Raw genomic sequence first — 17,607 nt, 5'->3', positions numbered from 1 at the left:
GCGAAATATCCAACTCGACTAAATGGATATTTAGTTGAGTTAAATCAATACTTTACGTCTATCTCCCGTATCCATTGCCTATTCACGACACCCTGCCGCTGGTGACTCTGTAGCGAGTCTGTAAACACCGGCTTGTATGCGCCGAGGGCGATCACTAAGCTGGCCCCTCTTTTTTACCGCCGCCCGGAACCACCATGTCTCGAAGTATCGCCCACCTCGCCCTGCTGCTGGGGTTGATCACCGCCGTCGGCCCGTTTGCCATCGACAGCTACCTGCCGGCGTTGCCGACACTCGGCGCCAGCCTGCATGCCTCGCCTGCCGCGGTGCAGATGAGCCTGACGGTGTTCTTCATGATCATCGGTGTGTGCCAGCTGTTCTACGGCCCGATCAGCGATGTGTTCGGGCGCAAGCCGCCGATCTATGCCGGCCTGGCGATTTTCATCGTGGCCAGCATTGGTTGCGCCCTCGCCCCCTCCATCGAGGTGCTGATCGGCTTCCGGGCGTTGCAGGCCTTTGGCGCCTGCGCCGGGATGGTGATTCCACGGGCGATTGTGCGTGACTTGTACACCGGCCATGAAGCCGCGCGCCTGATGGCGTTGCTGATGCTGGTGGTGAGCATTTCACCGATTCTCGCACCGCTGGCCGGCAGCGTGATCATTGCAGTGTGGAGCTGGCGCGAAGTGTTTTGGGTACTGGGTGTGGCCGCAGTGCTGTGCCTGATCATGACCGCCGTGCAATTGCCGGAAACCCACCCCGCCGAACGCCGCCTGGGCAAGACCCTGGGCAATGCGTTCGGCAGCTACGGCGCGTTGCTGCGTGATCCGGTGTTTACCGGGTTGTCGGTAGTGGGCGGTTTTGGCCTTGCGACATTCTTCGTGTTCATCGGCAGCGCGCCATTCGTCTACATCGAATACTACGGGCTCACGCCAACGCAATTCAGCCTGTGCTTTGCCCTCAACGCGGCGTCGTTTTTTGCCCTGAGCCAGTTGACCGCGCGCTTGAGTGCACGCTTCGGCCTCGCGCCGTTGATTCGCTGGTCGGTGGCGGGCGTGGCAACGGTCATGGCCTTGCTGGCACTTACCACACTGTGGGGCAACAGCCTGCCGTTAATGATGGCACTGCTGTTTATTGGCTTTGGCTTTCTCGGCTTGCTGTTGCCGGCGGCCGGCGTGTTGTCCCTGGAAGATCACGGTGCCGTGGCCGGTTCGGCCTCGGCGCTGTTGGGCGCGATCCAGATGATCACCGCCGCCGTAGCCATGTCCCTGGCCGGCCTGTTCGCAGACCACACACCGGCGCCGATGTTGATCGGCATCGCCCTCAGCGCCGTGGCAGCGATGCTGACGGTGTGGTGGACGCTGCGCCGCCTGCCGGCACACCTGCAACCTCAGTCGCGCACCTGACCAGCGGAGATTGGCGCCCCGGTCTGGAGCCCCATTGCTGCCAAATAAGCCCACGGGTAAATCCCCCGCTGGTGCCCATCGCTGAAGATCAACTGCACGCCATACCCCTGGGGATGGACCTCCAGCACCCGGACACGGTCCGACACCAGCGGCGGCGTGCCTCTCAACCGAAAGGCCCGGCACTGCGAGCACGGGCATTCACGGCGCAGGCGAGCGTGGTCGATCCATTGCACGCCGTCGCGCCATTCCAGCCTCAAGCGCCCATCATCATCGCGGCCAATGCCGTTCGGTGCACTGTTCATTGCAGTTGTGCCAGGGCAATGCGCACCGCCTTGCGTACTTCCGGGTCGCCATCGTCGGCCGCATCACGCAGCGGGCCAAGAGCCTGTCGGTCGCCCAACTCGCCCAGCGCCAGGGCGGCTTCCTTGCGCAGGTTGCTGATGCTGTGGCCCAACGTCAGGAGCAGCGCCGGCAACGCCGGTGCATACCGCAGGCGCCCAAGGCTGCGGGTAGCGCGCAGGCGGACTTGCCAGTAGTCATCGGCCAGCGCCGTGATCAAGGCGTCGCCCGAGCGGGTGCTACCGACTTTGCCCAAGGTGGTCGCGGCCTCTTCCCGTACTTGCCAGGTGGCGTCCTGCAACGCTTCATACAGCGCCGGCAGTACCCGTTCATCACTGGCCAGGCCGAGGGCGCCGGTGGCGGCACGCCGGACCTCGGTGTCCGGATCGCTGCTGGCCAACCTCGCCAGGGCCTCCAATGCCGGCAGGTGCTTGAGCCAGCCGAGCACACCGACCGCTTCGCGGCGCACCCCCGCATCGGTATCGCTCAGCGCCAGCATTGCCGACGGCGCCGCCGCTTCAAGGCGCAACTCGCGCAGGGCACGGAAGATTGCCGTGCGCACGCTGACGTCGGCGTGGGTGGCCCATGGCAATAACAGCCGGCCCGCCTGCGTCGTCTTGAGTACGCTCAAGCTCTGGGCGGCGGCATCACGTACCGACGCTTCAGTGTCGGTCAGCGCCTGGCACAGCGCCTCGACCACTGCGTCTTCTTCCCACGCCTCCAGCAGGCTGGCAGCCTGGGCGCGCACGTCGGTGGCCGGGTCGTGGCGCAGGCTTTCCACCAGCCACACCAGGCCGTCGGGGTCTTCCAGGTCAGCCAGGTCAATCAGGGCGATCCGGCGCATGCCGGCGTCCGGCGCTTGCAGTCGGGGGCGCAGGGCGCGGATGTCGGGGTTTTCGGTTTCATAGGTCATATGGCAAATCGCGGTCTTGGGTGATCGTTGGGTAGCCCGAGCGGGTTCAGCCGTGGTAACTGGCGACCATCTTCGTGGTGCAGCAGCTCCAGGCAATGGCGCTTGAGGTGGGTAAATTCCGGCGATGTCATCAGTTCGGTGCTGCGCGGCCTTGGAAAAGTCAGCTGGAAATCCTCAATGATGCGCCCGGGGTGCGGGCTCATGACCAGGATGCGGTCGGCCAGGAACAGCGCTTCGTCGATGTCATGGGTGACAAACACCACGGTGGTGCGGATGCGCGTCCAGATGTCCAGCAGCAAGGCCTGCATCTTCATGCGGGTCAGGGCATCCAGCGCGCCGAACGGCTCATCCATCAACAGCAGGCCGGGACGATTGATCAACACCCTGGCAATTTCCACCCGCTGCTGCATGCCACCCGACAGCTGGTTGGGCCAGCGCTCCGCAAAACCTTCCAGGCCCACCAGGTGAAGGATCTCATCGGCGGCGGCCAGGCGCTCGGCCTTGCCTACGCCGCGCATCTTCAGGCCGAAGGCAACGTTTTCGCGCACCGTACGCCAAGGGAACAGTGTGTGTTGCTGAAACACCATGCCCCGTTGCTGGGACGGCCCGGCAACCGGCTGGCCATCCATTTCCAGCGTGCCCTGGCTTGGCGTGAGATGCCCGGCCAGCGCGCCGAGCAAGGTCGATTTGCCACACCCGGACGGGCCGAGGATGCACACGAACTGCCCCGGCTCGATCCTGCAATCCAGGGCTTTCACCGCCTCGAATGCCTGCTGCTGTTCGCCCAATACAATGGACAAGCCGCGTATGTCGACACGGCCTTCAAGATGACTCATCAGGCTTTACCTCGTGGTCGATGCCAGGGAGTGAACAGTGCGCCGAGACGCTTGACCAACAGGCTGCTGCCCATGCCCAGCACGCCGATCAACAGCATGCCAACGACAATGTCGGCATAGTTCTGGATGGTGTAGGACTCCCAGGTGTAATAGCCGATACCGTACTGGCCGGAGATCATTTCCGCTGTCACCAGGCAGAACCACGAAGTGCCCATGCCAATCGCCAGGCCGGTGATGATGCTCGGCGCGGCGCCCGGCAAAATCACCTCCAGCAGGATCGCCCGGCGCCCTGCCCCCAGGCTGCGCGCCGAGGCGATCAGCCGAGGATCGACGCCTTCCACGCCATGCACCGTATTGAGCAGCACCGGAAACAGCGCGCCGGTGAAGGTGATGAAGATCATCGACAGCTCCGACGACGGGAACATCAGGATCGCCAGCGGAATCCAGGCCACCGCCGGGATCGGCCGGATCACCTCCAGCGGCGGCAACAGCAGGTCTTCCGCCCACTTCCAGCGGCCAATCGCGATGCCCAGGCCGATCCCCACCAGCGCGGCCGCCAGGTAGCCCTCGAACACCCGGGTCAGGCTTGCGCTCAAGTGCCGCACAAGCTTGCCCGAGTCCGCCAGCCCCAGGGCAGCCTGCACCACGGAGCCCGGCGTGGGCACATTGGCAAACGTCACCAGCCACAGGTTCCAGTGCTGGCTGGCCGCCAACTGCCAGAACAGCAGGCACAACAGCAAGGAAGCGGCCTTGGGCAGCCAGCGCCATGGGGTGCTTGTCATGAACACGCTCCCTCAGCGACCGGCAACGGCCTGCGCGCCGGCGTCGGTGAAATTGAACACCTTGCCGCCCTGGGCCTGGGCAAATTGCTGCGCCTGGCCCTTGAGCAGGAATGCACTGAGTTGGCCGTGCTGGTTGGTCGCAAACCAGGCCTGGCTCGCCAGCAGCTTGATGCCGCTGTCTTCGGCCTGGGCATACACGGCGCGCACCGCCTTGCCTTGTTTGTTCAGGCTGTCCAGCGCGGTGAACGCCGCCTCGGCCGACGCGTAATCGCGCACCTTGGGCTCACCCTTGACCCAGATTTGCGCGACGTGTTTCCAGTCGGTGATCGGCGCGCCGCTCAGGGCGTCGTTGGCCTTCAGCGGCGCCTGGGCGTAGTTGCCCAATTGCGCCGCATAGTCCAGGCCCGAGGCCTTGAACGCGGCACGGATGTACTGGTCATCGATAAAGGTATTGAGGTCCAGGCCACGGTCGGCCTTTTTCAGCAGCTTGAGGGTGTCGATCGCGGTGCCCACGGCCTGGCGGTATTCGGGCTTCCAGCTCAAGTCACGGGTCTGCACGCCCAGCGGGCCATGGAACAGGTAGTTGACCTCGGCTTCGACGCCTGTGACTTTTTCGATCAGCTCGCTGTACTTCTCCGGCTCTGCGGCCAGCAACTGATTGGCCTCGATACTCGCGCGCAGGTAGGCGACGACCACTTCCGGGTACTGTTTGGCATAACTTTCGTCCACCAGCGCGCCGTGGAACGTCGGGGTGTTGGATTGCGAGCCGTCGTAGATCTTGCGGGCGAAACCACGGTTGGGGAACAGTTCGCCGAACGGCACAAAGTCGGCATGGGCGTCGATCTTGTTGGCCTGCAACGCCGAGCCTGCCACTTCGGGCGCCTGGGCAATGATGTTGACGTCCTTGAGCGGGTCCCAGCCCTGGGCCGCAACAGCGCGCAGCAACATGCCATGGGCCGTGGAGGCGAACGGCACGGAAATCGTCTTGCCTTTGAGGTCGGCCAGGGACTGGGCGCTGGAAGCGACCGGCACCACAATGCCGTTGCCGCTGCCCTTGATGCTGCCCGACAACACGCTGATGAACAGGCTGTGCTTGCCCGCCGCCTCGAACGCTACGCCGTTGAAGGCACCGGGGAAGTCGGCCATTGCGCCAAAGTCCAGTTTGCCGGCGACCATTTCATTGGTCAGCGGCGCGCCACTGGTGAAGTTTTTCCACTGCACGTCGTAGGTCGCGTCCTTGTACTTGCCGTCGTGCGGCAGGTATTTGTCCAGCAGCCCCAGCTCGCGGATCAGCAAGCCGCCCGCGGCACAGTTGATGGTGGTGTCCTGGGTGCCGATGGCCACCCGAATCGTTTGTGCCTGGGCCGACAGGCTCAAGCAAGCCAGCACCAGGCCGGCCAGGGTTGCGCGCAATAACATTGGGTAGTTCCCCTCGAATCATGGTTGAAGGAATCGTCTCCGCCACGGTCTGGCGCGGTGGGAAACGAGGGGGTGTGGCTAGGGCTGCGTCCGGGGTTGGCGGATGGCGTTTGCGGCAGGTCTCAGCGCAACAGGTACGGAATCTCGACCTTGACTGCGCCGGTGGGGCAATCTTTTTCACAGGGCATGCAGTACCAGCATTCATCGAACGCCATGTACGCCTTCTGCGTTGCCGGGTTGATCGCCAACAGGTCCATCGGGCACACGTCGACGCAGACCGTGCAGCCTTTTTCGGCGATGCACTTGTCCTCGTCCACCGTTACCGGGGCGTTGGAGCGGAAGAATATTTCCTGGGGCTGATAGGCCATTTCACGGTGTCCTGTGGTGAGCGAGCTTGGGAGGCACATTCAGGCGGCGTCAGCCCCTACGCGCAGGCGGTCGTAAGCCTGCATCTCTTCGGCATCCAACGGGATCACATAGGGCTCGACGGGTTTCTTGAAGCTGACCATCTGCCCGTCGTCGCCCTTTTTCAGGTGGCAATGGCAGAACCAGTCGGCGTCGTTGCGTTGCGGGTGATCGACCCGGTAGTGGTACAGGCCCCAGCGGCTTTCGGCGCGGTACAGCGAGGCGCGGGCAGCCATTTCGGCGCAGTCGCGGATCACGCTGGTTTCCATGGCGCGCATCAATTCATGGGGGTTGTGCGCCTTCATCTGGTCCAGGTCGCGCTCGATATCGGCGAAGCGTTGCAAGCCGATTTCCATCTTGCGGGTGACCTTGGGCGGCTGCAGGTAATCGTTGACGAAGCGCCGCAGCTTGTACTCGACCTGGGCCGGCGGCAGACCGGTTTCGCGGTCCAGCGGCGCATAGACCCGAGCCTGCTCGGCGGCCACTTGCCGGGCATCCACCGCGCTGAATTCGCGCCCGGCCACAAAGCTTGCCGCGTTAGTGCCGGCAAACCAGCCATAGGTGAACGCGCCGAGCATGTAGTTATGTGGCACCGCCGCCATGTCGCCCGCTGAATACAAGCCCTTGACCGAGGTTTCCGCGCGCTCGTTGACCCACACGCCCGACGCCGAATGCCCGCTGCAAAAGCCGATCTCGGAGATATGCATCTCGACCATCTGGCTGCGGTAGTCGGTGCCCCGGTTGGCGTGGAACTGGCCACGGCTGGGGCGCTCGTTGCTGTGCAGGATCTGCTCGATGTTCTGGATGGTTTCCTCCGCCAGGTGATCGAGCTTGAGGAACACCGGGCCGTTGCCGCTTTCCAGTTCCTGGTGGAACTCCCACATCATCTGCCCGCTCCAGTAGTCGCACTCGATGAAGCGTTCACCCTTGTTGTTGGCGGTGTAGCCGCCCAAGGGGCCGGTGACATAGGCGCATGCCGGGCCGTTGTAATCCTTGATCAGCGGGTTGATCTGGAAGCACTCCAGGTTCGCCAGTTCGGCTCCGGCGTGGTAGGCCATGGCGTAGCCGTCGCCGGCATTGGTCGGGTTTTCATAGGTGCCCATCAGGTAACCCGAGGACGGCAAGCCCAGGCGGCCGGCCGCGCCGCAGCAGAGGATCACCGCCTTGGCCTTGATCACCTGGAAGTCCGCAGTGCGGCAGTCAAAACCCATCACGCCATTCACCGCGCCTTCGCTGTCGGTCAGCAAGCGGGTGCACACCAGGCGGTTGGTGATACTGACCCGGGCGCGCTTGAGCTGGCGATACAGCACCTTCTTGATGTCGTGCCCTTCAGGCATCGGCAACACGTAGGCGCCCATGTGATGGACTTTCTTCACCGCGTAATCGCCGGTTTCGTCCTTCTCGAACTTCACGCCCCAGCGGTCCAACTGCTCAATGGTTTCAAAACTGTGGGTCGCGTAGGCGTACACCGCCGCCTGATTGACGATGCCGTCGTTGGCAATCGTGATTTCCTTGGTGTACTGCTCCGGCGTGGAGTGGCCGGGAATGATCGCGTTGTTGAGGCCGTCCATGCCCATGCTGATGGCGCCGCTGCGCTTGACGTTGGCCTTGTCGATCAGCAATACGCGCAGATCGCGGTTGGCCTCCTTGGCCTTGATCGCCGCCATGGGGCCGGCTGTGCCGCCGCCGATCACCACGATGTCGTATTCCAGTTCCAGGGTTTGGCGGCTCACGGGCGGCTACCTCGCTGACGGTCGATGCGCAGGCGATACTGAAACGCGTCGCCACGGTAATACAGGTGTTCGAAGTCCACGGGCTGACCGTCTGCGGTGTGGGTCAGGCGTTCGATGCGCATGATCGGCGAGCCGGCCTCGACGTTCAGCGCCTGGGTCAGCTCGCTGTCGGCGAGTACCGCGTCTATTGCCACGTCGGCGTGACCCAGTTGCAAGCCGCAGTCGTTCTCCAGGATCAGGAAGATGTCGCGGGTCACCAGGTCGGCGTTTTCCAGGCGTTCGCCCAGGGCCTGGCTGAGGTAGGTGATTTCCAGCGACACCGGTTCGCGGTTGATCAGCCGTACCCGCTTGATCTGCGCGACAGTGCTGCCCTCCTCCACGCCCAGGCGCTCGGCCACCAGCTTGTCGGCGGGCACGAAGCGGTAGCTGCGCAGGCGGTTGATCACTTCATAGCCGCGCTCGGTCATAGACTCGCCCAACCCCTGCAGGGTGCTGACGTTCTGATAAGCCTTGGGTTTGGAAACAAAGGTGCCTTTGCCGTGGATCTTGTAGATCAGGCCTTCCTTTTGCAGATCACCCAGGGCCTGGCGCACGGTGATGCGGCTGACTTTGAAGCGCGCGCCCAGTTCGCTCTCGGAAGGCATCTGGGTGTTCGGCGCGTACTCACCATCAAGGATGCGGCTGCGTAGCAGGTCCCGCAGTTGGGCATGCAGCGGAACGCTGGACAGAGGGGATAAGGCGACGCTTGATTCGTTCATCAGGACCACTTGTCATAACGAGTTATGACGTGATCATAAGGAGTCTTATGAAAAGCCTGGAAATACCGTTTTGGAATAAGGTTATGGACCGGCGAATCCCGCTGCACCTACGGGATGGGTGCAGTGGATCCGCCTGTTTTATAGAGCAGTGTCTGAAGCGGATGAACAATCAGAAGTTATAGCTGACCCGGGTATACAGGATGCGGCCAAACGGGTCGGCGTATTTCGGGTCGTACCCGCTCTGGAACGCATAGGTCTGGTTGCTGAACGGCGGCGCGCGGTCAAACAGGTTTTTCGCGCCCAGCGTGACGGCCAGGGACTTGCTCCAGTTGTAGGTACCCGCCAGGTCCCAGACGTTGTAAGAGCCTACAGAGTCGTGAGTGTCGGGGTCCGAGTCGTGATAGCCACTGGTGTAGCGGTTGGTCAGGCTGACGCCCAGCGGTCCGCGGGCCCAGGTGCCGGTCAGGCTGTGGCGCCAACGCGCAACGGCGCCAGCGGTGGAGAACTCGCCGCCACGGAAATCACCGAGTTTGTCGATGTAGTCGCCCTTGAGCTCCTGCTGGTATTTGTATTCGTTGACGTAGGTGCCTTGCAGGCCGATGCCGAAGTCACCGATGGCGGTGCTCGGGAAGCGGTAGTCGAAACTCACATCCACGCCGTTGGTCTTGGTCTTACCCAGGTTGGCAAGGCCGGTAACGATGTGATCGATGGAGCCATCCGCCTTGCGGATCAAGCGGTCGCCGTAGGCATCCGGGTCATCGAATACCGACGACTCAGGAAATTCGGCAATCTGGTTGGCGATGGTGATCCACCAGAAATCCAGGCCGGCACTGAGGCGCTCGATCGGTTGGAACACGAAACCAAAGGTCACGTTACGTGCGGTTTCCGGGCTCAAGCTGCCGTTGCCCCCGCTTTGCCGGCGGAACTGCTGGGCGCAGTCGCGGTTGCCGATCCCGCCATTGGCCGGGGTGCCGCCCGGGCACAGGCGCGGGTCGTTGTAGTTGGCCACGGTGTAGCTGGTGTAGGTCGGGTTGTACAACTCATACAGCGACGGCGCACGGAAGCCTTCGCTGTAGGCACCGCGCACCACCAGTTCCTTGAACGGTTGGAAGCGGAACGAGTATTTCGGGTTGGTGGTGCTGCCAAAGTCGCTGTATTTGTCATGACGCACGGCGGCAGACAGCTCCAGGCTTTCGAGCACCGGCACGTTGACCTCGGCGTACTCGGCCGACACGCTGCGATTGCCGCGCACCGCGCCATTGGGGTCTACGCCCAGGCTCTGCACGGTCTCGGCAAACTGGGCGAAATCCTGGTGGAAATCCTCCTTGCGATATTCACCGCCCAGCGCCAGGCCCGTCGGCCCCGCACCGAACCAGTCACCGATTTCACGGCTTACGCGCCCGTCGATACTCTTCACTCGGCCCACGGCAGTGGCGTAATCGCCATCGACGCGGCTGGAGGCGAGCAACGCCCTGCCCGCTTCACTCTGCGGCCCGAACGGGTTGATCACACCGTTGGCAATCCCCTGGCTGATGGTCTGGTCGTTTACATAGCCGTCAAGAATGGTTTGCACCACTTTGTTCTGGTTGTAGGACGCGCCGACGTTGTAGTCCCAGTTCGCCACATTACCTTCGAAACTCAGCAGCAGCCGCTGGCTGGTGTTGTCATCTTCGTGCTTGCGCGCGCCGGCATCGGTTTCACGCCAGTTCACGTCTACCGGCTGTGTCGGGTCCAGGGCGAAACCCGTGGGGCCCGGGGTGATGCCGTTGCCCGGATAGAAAGGCGTACCCGGATTGACCTGGGCGCCCATCAGGGTGCCTGGGCCAATCTGTGTACGGTTTTCGTTGCGCGCCCAGAAGTATTCGAGGCTGACGGTATGGTCATCGGCCAGCTTGCCGGTGGCTTTGGCAAAGGCCGAGGTTTTTTCGGTTTCCGGCACTAGGTCCAGGTAACTCCACAGGCTTTGGCGGCAGATGCCATTGCGTGACAGCAGCCCGGGGGAATTGCAACCGGAGCCGGCCAGCGGGTTGGTCGCGTTGCTGCCCTGGCTCCAGTTGGCCGGCGCGGCGGTGCCGGAGGTGAAATCCAGGCCGCGACCGGGCTGATAGTTGTAGGTGAAGTCACGGTCCTTGGCCGCCAGGCGCGTCTGCTTGTCGTAGCTGACCACGCCGAACACGTTGAAGCGGTCCTCTTCAAGATCGCCGAAACCGTAGCTGCCACTGAAGTTATGGCTGTCGCCGCCGCCGGAGCGTGTGGGCGAATCGTAGTTGGTGGAAAGTTGCCCACCGGTGAGGCTGGTCTTGGTAATGAAGTTGATCACCCCGCCAATCGCGTCGGTGCCATACAGCGCCGAGGCGCCATCGCGCAGGACTTCCACGCGGTCGATGGCGGCGAACGGGATGGTGTTCAAGTCCACCCCGGAACCGTTGGTGGTGTTGACGGCGTTGTTGCTCAGGCGCCGGCCATTGAGCAGCACCAGGGTTTTGTTCGCGCCAATCCCGCGCAAGTCGGCATACGCCGCACCGCCGCTGCTGGAACCCACCGAACGCCCGGAGCCAACGGCAGACTGGTTGGCCGAAATGCGGTTGATCAACTCCTCGGTGGTGCTCACACCCTGCTCGCGCAATTGCTCGACCCGCAGGATGGTTACCGGCACTGCCGTTTCCGCGTCCACCCGGCGAATCGCCGAGCCGGTCACCGTGACTTTTTCCAGGCGGTAATCAGTACTTTTGCCCTCGGCCGGTGCGACGCTGGTGGACGTCACGGGTGCTGGATGCACCGTCAGCCCCTGTTCGCTGTCGCTCACTTGCAGGCCACTGCCCTGCAACGCCTTGTCCACCGCTTGCAGGCTGCCCAAATCGCCGCGGATGGCGGCACTGCGCTTGCCCTGCACCCACTGTTGATTGAACGAAATCATCACCCCGGTCTGCCGGGAGATATCCAGCAGCACCGTATCAAGCGGGCCGCCAGCGATATCGAAGGTGAACACCTGGCCGGCCACTTCCTGGGCCATCACCGATGTCGTGCACACGCCCATCGCCAGCGCCGCCGTCAGCGTCAGCCTTGGTAGTTGTTGTTTGAATAAAAACATCGAGGAACTCCCTGTTGTATGTGTCTACAGGGATGAGCAACGGCAGACGGATATTTATAGGGCTGCGTTTAGGCGAAGATGCTATGAGTTTATAACCGGTTATAAGAGGCTTGCTGCATCGATTTGGCTGATGTCTTCTATTGGCCCGCAAGCGTTCATCCCCGCGCCAGGTGCTTTGTAGAATGAACCCCACAGTCAAGCCACCACCTTCGTGGTGTCGGAGGTTCTCATGCGTTATCTGCTTATCGCCGTGCTGGGCCTGTTCAGCACACTTGCCTTCGCCCAGGGCGAAACCCCGGTACCCACTGTGAGTGCCAACACCCCCGCCAGCGAGGCGTACGACTATTCCCAGGACCTGGACATCGCCAAGGTGGTGCGCGTCAGTACCGAATCCTCCACCGAGTGCGGGCCGGTCAAGGGTCATATGGTCTACATCGACAGCCACGGCGTGCGTCATGAACTGGACTACATGCGCCTGGGCGATGCCTGCCAGCACGGTTGAGCGCAAACCATTCGTCGGGCTCGGCCGGCATCGATTACAACTATCCGGCAGCTGAAAATCACTAATCCATAGAACCCGTTGTGATCTATGGAGATTGAGATGACTGACTACCCACGCCCACCTTTCGCCAGCCAGGCCCAATCCGTTCCCGGTTCGCAGAAGAAGATGGACCCCTATCCCGACTGCGGCGAGAAGAGCTACACCGGCTCCGGCCGCTTGGCCAACAAGATCGCCCTGATCACCGGCGCCGACAGCGGTATCGGCCGCGCCGTGGCGATTGCCTTTGCCCGCGAAGGTGCCGATGTGGCCATCGCCTATCTGGACGAACACGAGGACGCGAAGGAAACCGCACGCTGGGTTGAAGAAGCCGGCCGCCAATGCCTGTTGCTGCCCGGCGACCTCGCGCAAAAAGCCAACTGCCAGGCGATTGTCGACCAGACCGTCGAGCAGTTCGGGCGGATCGACGTGCTGGTCAATAACGCCGCATTCCAGATGACCCACGAGACCCTCGAAGAGATACCCGACGAGGAATGGGTCAAGACCTTCGATATCAACATCACCGCGATGTTTCGCATCTGCAAGGCGGCGTTGCCGCATATGAAGGCCGGCGGGTCGATCATCAATACCAGCTCGGTGAATTCCGATATGCCCAAGCCAACGTTGCTGGCATACGCCGCCACCAAGGGCGCGATTGCGAACTTTACCGGTGGCCTGGCACAACTGCTGGGCAGCAAGGGCATCCGCGTGAACAGCGTGGCGCCGGGGCCGATCTGGACGCCGTTGATTGTCTCGACGATGCCGGACGAAGACGTGAACAGCTTTGGCAGCGAAACACCGCTGGGCCGCCCAGGCCAGCCGGTGGAAGTGGCGCCGATCTATGTGTTGCTGGCGTCGGATGAGGCGAGTTACATCTCGGGCTCGCGGTATGCGGTGACGGGCGGCAAACCGATTCTCTAGGGTCGAATGCAAATCCAGTGTGGGAGCGGGCTTGCTCGCGAAGGCGGAGTGTCAGGCAATGCATCTGTGACTGATCCAACGTCTTCGCGAGCAAGCCCGCTCCCACATTGGGTGCTCGGTCAGCCCGGAGATCGTGTCGGGTCAGCCTTGCGCGGATAGGTTCTTTCCTCCTGAATCCGCCCATCCATGCTGTGAATCCTCAGCGACGCCGTCTTGTCGCTGAGAAACTCCTTCGCCAACTCAACGATCGCCTCCTTGGTCTCTGCCGTTTTCGACGGCCGTGCCGAGCCCTGCTTGGTCAACGCCCAACCGGTGCCGGTCTTGTTGATGTTGTAGGTATCCATGGTCTGCTCCTTCGACTGAATAAACACGGCACGCGGCAAAACCCGCGCCCTACTATTGCGAGCGCGGCTGCCGGGCAGAGTTCAAGCCAGTTGGCGGGCCAGGTTACGGGCGGCCCTACAGGTCAAACCGATCCACGGCCCTGCGCCGCTCATTGTCGTCGCGCACATCGTAGGTGGCGGTGGTCTGGATATTGGTGTGGTGCGCCAGCTTCTGGGCGATCGACAGGTCGTACTCTTCAATGACCCGCGTGATAAACGAACGGCGGAAATCATGGGGCATGATTTTCACGCCGACCTGTTCCCCACGCTGGCGGGCGATGTAGTAAATCGCGTGTTTGGTGATGCGCTCGCGGGTGATATGGCTGCCCCGGCGAATCCGGTTGAACAGGAAACCGTCGTCCTGCTCACCCGGTTTCAACTGGCTGCGGCGAAACGCCAGCCACGCCTCCAGCTTGGCAAAGGCCCAGGCCGGTGCGTACTTGATCAATTGCTTGTTGCCCTTGCCGGTAACCTGCAGGCTGCGCTCGTCAAAGTTGACCTGGCCCAGCTCGATGTTCACCGATTCCGACTTGCGCATGCCCGAGCCATACAGGATCCCGATCACCGCCGCATCCCGCAGGCCCTGGGGGCGCGGATCGGCGGCGCAGACTTCCATCAACTCACGAATCAGCGTACGCCGCAGGTTGCGCCCCTGGCTCAGGCGGGTGCCGGCCATGGCCTTGACCGAGCGCATCTTCAGCAGGTGGTCCTGGCTGATCAGGCTCATGCGCCAGGCTTCGTTCATCACCCCGCGCACGGCGTTGACGTACAGCGATGAGGTGTTCGGCGCATACCCGTCTTCCCGCAGCACCGCCACCAGGGCCATGACGTGTTCGGGCTGCAGCAGGTGCCAGTCGATGTCTTCGAGGTTGATGTCTTCAAAGCCCAGGCGGTCGGCGGCGTCCTGCAGCACGTAGCGCATGGTCAGCTGGCTGGAGGGCGCCAGGCGGGTGAGATAGAGGGTCAGCGGGTTGCGGGTAGACTCAGTCAAGGTAGATCAGCCTTTGGATTAAATATGTCGACTAACCATCTGTTTAATCGACATATTTAGTGAATTGGCGAGCGCCGAGTCTAGCGCAGGTCAATCCCCGGGGCTATTCCTGATCGTCTTCCGCCGGGGCTGGCGTCTGCTGCTGGCTCCAGTCGGTGTCCTGCTTCTGCATCAAGGCAAACCAGTGCTGGCGCATGAACTCCAGGTACGGTTTGGGCGCCTTGGCAAAATCTTCTTCGTCGCCGTAACAGCCAGGAAGCGGCAGCTCGGTACCCTGCTCCTTGTACTGGCTGACCAGCGCCTGTTGGGCGGCGATGCTGCAATCCTTGGGCAACGGCATGCCTTGCAGGGCGCCGGCGTCTTCATCCCACCAACTGGCGCCATAGCGGTCGATGCCGCGCAGGCGGTACTTCTGCGACTTGCCGATGTGCATGATCAGCTTGAAATCATTGGGGCTGACGTCACTGGTGCAGGTGCGGCTATACCCCACGGTGACCTGGCTGATGCCATCGCCCAGCAGGTCGGTGACCCGGGTGGCGTCGCTGTTGAAGTGCGCGCCGGCATCGAACTCGCAATGCTGCACGTCGTCGTAGAGCATCCACAGGCGCTTGGGCCGGTCACCGTCGAGCAGGTACTGGGCGGCGTAGACAAAGGCCGACTGCGCACCGTCGTCGTCGCGTTCGCTGACTTGCTCTGCGAGTACCAACAGGTTCTTGCCCTGTTTGTCGCTCCAGACGAAGGCGCCGACCTGTTTACCCCGCACTTCTACGCCATCGGGCACCTGGTCGATGGACGTCAGTGCCACGCCGTCATCGGCCCGCACACTCGTGGCCCAGGCCACCGTCATCAACAACACCATCAACATTGGCCGTAAACGCTGCACGCTATTCATCCGACTGCCCTGGCAAGAGATGGCTTACTTTACCGGCACTTGCGCGGCATTGCAGAGAAGATTCTTCAGGAACCAGCCCGCGCGCGGAAAAAGCTACCGGCCCTTCTCGCCTCATCGGCACAGCGTTGTCCGTGCTTCTGCTGTTTACCTGAACCCTAGCTGTCTACCTGCCAAAAAAACGACTTTTTCATCTGCGTTTCATATTCGTTGAACATTTTTGCGCTTAATCTTGGCGGCACGACTTGAGAACGAACCGTACTTTGCAGGTTAACTCGTTGATTCCGCTTTACCTTTGAGCATTTTGGTCTTTACTCACGTAAGCCATGGAAGACCCACTGTGACCTGTCAGGACTGTCGAATGAATGCCACAAATCAACGCTATCTTTGATCGGATGCCCGGCATCCGAGGCTGACGATAACTGCTGTCTTTACGCTCCAAGTTGCTCTAACCCCCGAGGTAATGAATCTTTGAAACCCTATCCAATTCATTGCGTGTCGATCGTTATCCCGGTCTACAACGAACAAGAAAGCCTGCCTGAACTGCTGCGCCGCACCATGGCCGCCTGCAAACAACTGGCTTACGAATACGAAATCATCCTGGTGGACGACGGCAGCCGCGACAACTCCGCGCAATTGCTGGAAGACGCCGCCGCGCTCGAAGGCAGCAACGTGGTGGCGGTGATCCTCAACCGCAACTACGGCCAGCACGCCGCAATCATGGCCGGCTTCGAGCATTGCCGGGGCGACGTGGTGATCACCCTGGACGCCGACCTGCAAAATCCGCCGGAAGAAATCCCGCGCTTGGTCGAACAGGCCGCCCTGGGCTATGACGTGGTTGCCACCGTACGCAACAACCGCCAGGACTCGGCCTTCCGCCGCTGGCCGTCGCGCCTGATCAACCTCGCCGTGCAACGTTCCACCGGCGTGGCCATGAGCGACTACGGCTGCATGCTGCGTGCTTATCGCCGCACCATCGTCGACGCCATGCTGGCCTGCCGCGAGCGCAGCACCTTTATCCCGATCCTGGCCAACAGCTTTGCGCGCCACACCACGGAAATCCTGGTGCATCACGCCGAGCGTGAACACGGCGAGTCCAAATACAGCCCGATGCGCCTGATCAGCCTGATGTTCGACCTGCTGACCTGCATGACCACCACGCCATTGCGCCTGTTGAGCATCGTCGGTTTCAGCCTGGCGGCCCTGGGCATGCTCTTCGCCTTTGCACTGATCGTGCTGCGTATCGCTTTCGGTTCCGGTTGGGCCGGCGACGGCATGTTCGTGCTGTTCGCCGTATTGTTCGTGTTCACCGGTGGCCAGTTCATCGGCATGGGCCTCCTGGGTGAATACCTGGGCCGCATGTACAGCGATGTGCGGGCCCGCCCACGGTTCTTTATCGAAAAAGTGCTGCGCAACCAACCGGCAGCACCGGCCGAGACCTTTACGGTCGACGGCCTGACGTCCTCCCACACCTCTACTTCTCCTTCCGATCAGGTTTCGTCATGAATTCAAAAGCTGTTGTCTTCGCTTACCACGATATTGGCTGTGCTGGCATTGAAGCCCTGCTCAATGCGGGTTACGAAATTGCTGCCGTGTTCACCCATGCCGATGATCCCAAGGAAAACAATTTCTACGGTTCCGTCGCCCAGCTGTGCGCCCGCAATGGCATCCCGGTACACGCCCCGGAAGACGCCAACCACCCGCTGTGGATCGAGCGCATCGCCAAGCTGAACCCGGACTACATCTTCTCGTTCTACTACCGCAACCTGCTGAGCGAAGCCCTGCTGGCCACCGCCAAGAAAGGCGCGTTCAACCTGCACGGCTCCCTGCTGCCTAAGTACCGTGGCCGCGCACCGGCCAACTGGGTGCTGGTGAACGGCGAAACCGAAACCGGCGTGACCCTGCACCGCATGGTCAAGCGTGCCGATGCCGGCGCGATCCTGGCCCAGCAGAAAGTCGTGATCGAGCGCACCGACACCGGCCTGACCCTGCACGCCAAACTGCGTGACGCCGCCACCAACCTGCTGCGCGACGCCCTGCCGCAACTGGCGCAAGGCAAGCTGACCGAAACTGCCCAGGACGAAAGCAAGGCCACCTACTTCGGTCGTCGCACCGCAGCGGACGGCAAGCTGGACTGGAAAAAACCGGCTGAAGAGCTGTTCAACCTGGTTCGCGCCGTTACCCAACCGTACCCGGGTGCCTTCTGCGC

At 62.1% G+C, this 17,607-nt stretch carries 17 protein-coding genes; 5 read left to right on the top strand and 12 right to left on the bottom strand.

The features are described from left to right. The first annotated feature begins 194 nt into the window (after positions 1 to 194). Complete coding sequence (locus tag HX873_RS12045; protein WP_134326627.1) at positions 195 to 1,400, top strand: multidrug effflux MFS transporter; 1,206 nt, start codon at positions 195 to 197, stop codon at positions 1,398 to 1,400. On the opposite strand, the gene HX873_RS12040 is transcribed toward HX873_RS12045, so the two are convergent. The 9 genes from HX873_RS12040 to HX873_RS12000 form a co-directional block, all read right to left on the bottom strand. After that, positions 1,385 to 1,702 (bottom strand): DUF971 domain-containing protein, encoded by a 318-nt coding sequence (locus HX873_RS12040; protein ID WP_087692990.1) that lies wholly within the window; start codon positions 1,700 to 1,702, stop codon positions 1,385 to 1,387. The two genes, HX873_RS12045 and HX873_RS12040, sit on opposite strands and share 16 nt — an antisense overlap. After that, complete coding sequence (locus tag HX873_RS12035; protein WP_177122715.1) at positions 1,699 to 2,652, bottom strand: HEAT repeat domain-containing protein; 954 nt, start codon at positions 2,650 to 2,652, stop codon at positions 1,699 to 1,701. Before HX873_RS12035 ends, HX873_RS12040 begins: the two co-directional genes overlap by 4 nt. After that, a complete protein-coding gene (locus HX873_RS12030) occupies positions 2,649 to 3,488 on the bottom strand; it encodes an ABC transporter ATP-binding protein (protein ID WP_177122714.1) in 840 nt (279 codons plus the stop codon). The genes HX873_RS12035 and HX873_RS12030 overlap by 4 nt, the downstream gene beginning before the upstream one ends. Next, on the bottom strand, positions 3,488 to 4,270 hold the full coding sequence (locus tag HX873_RS12025) for an ABC transporter permease (RefSeq protein ID WP_003217654.1): 783 nt from the start codon (positions 4,268 to 4,270) through the stop codon (positions 3,488 to 3,490). Before HX873_RS12025 ends, HX873_RS12030 begins: the two co-directional genes overlap by 1 nt. A gap of 12 nt (positions 4,271 to 4,282) precedes the next feature. Then, complete coding sequence (locus tag HX873_RS12020) at positions 4,283 to 5,689, bottom strand: ABC transporter substrate-binding protein (RefSeq protein WP_177122713.1); 1,407 nt, start codon at positions 5,687 to 5,689, stop codon at positions 4,283 to 4,285. Positions 5,690 to 5,811: 122 nt separating this feature from the next. Beyond that, positions 5,812 to 6,057 carry a ferredoxin family protein gene (locus tag HX873_RS12015; protein ID WP_003217650.1) on the bottom strand — a complete coding sequence of 82 codons (246 nt, stop codon included), beginning with the start codon at positions 6,055 to 6,057 and terminating at the stop codon, positions 5,812 to 5,814. Positions 6,058 to 6,096: 39 nt separating this feature from the next. After that, positions 6,097 to 7,827 carry a fumarate reductase/succinate dehydrogenase flavoprotein subunit gene (locus tag HX873_RS12010; RefSeq protein WP_008433417.1) on the bottom strand — a complete coding sequence of 577 codons (1,731 nt, stop codon included), beginning with the start codon at positions 7,825 to 7,827 and terminating at the stop codon, positions 6,097 to 6,099. Then, positions 7,824 to 8,585, bottom strand: a complete 762-nt coding sequence (locus HX873_RS12005; protein ID WP_177122712.1) for a GntR family transcriptional regulator — start codon at positions 8,583 to 8,585, stop codon at positions 7,824 to 7,826. The genes HX873_RS12010 and HX873_RS12005 overlap by 4 nt, the downstream gene beginning before the upstream one ends. Before the next feature lie 169 nt (positions 8,586 to 8,754). Beyond that, positions 8,755 to 11,676, bottom strand: a complete 2,922-nt coding sequence (locus HX873_RS12000) for a TonB-dependent receptor (RefSeq protein ID WP_087692995.1) — start codon at positions 11,674 to 11,676, stop codon at positions 8,755 to 8,757. A gap of 229 nt (positions 11,677 to 11,905) precedes the next feature. Here HX873_RS12000 and HX873_RS11995 point away from each other — a divergent pair, with 229 nt between their 5' ends. Together HX873_RS11995 and HX873_RS11990 are read left to right on the top strand one after the other, a co-directional pair. Further along, positions 11,906 to 12,178, top strand: a complete 273-nt coding sequence (locus HX873_RS11995; RefSeq protein WP_102369062.1) for a DUF2790 domain-containing protein — start codon at positions 11,906 to 11,908, stop codon at positions 12,176 to 12,178. 99 nt (positions 12,179 to 12,277) lie between these two features. Continuing rightward, on the top strand, positions 12,278 to 13,135 hold the full coding sequence (locus HX873_RS11990; protein WP_003217640.1) for an SDR family oxidoreductase: 858 nt from the start codon (positions 12,278 to 12,280) through the stop codon (positions 13,133 to 13,135). Positions 13,136 to 13,254: 119 nt separating this feature from the next. Here the strand turns inward: HX873_RS11990 and HX873_RS11985 are convergent, their stop codons facing one another. The 3 genes from HX873_RS11985 to HX873_RS11975 all read right to left on the bottom strand — a co-directional run bounded on the left by HX873_RS11985 (position 13,255) and on the right by HX873_RS11975 (position 15,401). Next, positions 13,255 to 13,479 carry a DUF2188 domain-containing protein gene (locus HX873_RS11985; RefSeq protein ID WP_003217639.1) on the bottom strand — a complete coding sequence of 75 codons (225 nt, stop codon included), beginning with the start codon at positions 13,477 to 13,479 and terminating at the stop codon, positions 13,255 to 13,257. A 115-nt stretch (positions 13,480 to 13,594) separates the two neighbouring features. Next, the gene (xerC, locus tag HX873_RS11980; protein WP_087692998.1) at positions 13,595 to 14,509 is read right to left on the bottom strand and encodes a tyrosine recombinase XerC; all 915 of its coding nucleotides are present in this window, start codon (positions 14,507 to 14,509) and stop codon (positions 13,595 to 13,597) included. A gap of 103 nt (positions 14,510 to 14,612) precedes the next feature. Next, the gene (locus tag HX873_RS11975) at positions 14,613 to 15,401 is read right to left on the bottom strand and encodes a M949_RS01915 family surface polysaccharide biosynthesis protein (protein WP_023658829.1); all 789 of its coding nucleotides are present in this window, start codon (positions 15,399 to 15,401) and stop codon (positions 14,613 to 14,615) included. Positions 15,402 to 15,869: 468 nt separating this feature from the next. Here HX873_RS11975 and arnC point away from each other — a divergent pair, with 468 nt between their 5' ends. Further along, positions 15,870 to 16,904, top strand: a complete 1,035-nt coding sequence (gene arnC / locus HX873_RS11970; protein WP_003217633.1) for an undecaprenyl-phosphate 4-deoxy-4-formamido-L-arabinose transferase — start codon at positions 15,870 to 15,872, stop codon at positions 16,902 to 16,904. Next, positions 16,901 to 17,607, top strand: a 707-nt coding sequence (locus tag HX873_RS11965) for a formyltransferase (RefSeq protein ID WP_177122711.1), incomplete at its 3' end; no start/stop codon positions are given. The genes arnC and HX873_RS11965, both read left to right, overlap by 4 nt.

This window comes from Pseudomonas sp. P7758 (assembly GCF_013386485.1).
Lineage (GTDB): Bacteria > Pseudomonadota > Gammaproteobacteria > Pseudomonadales > Pseudomonadaceae > Aquipseudomonas.
The sequence above is the reverse complement of the archived record's forward strand: the minus strand, read 5'-3'. Positions and strand labels throughout refer to the sequence as shown.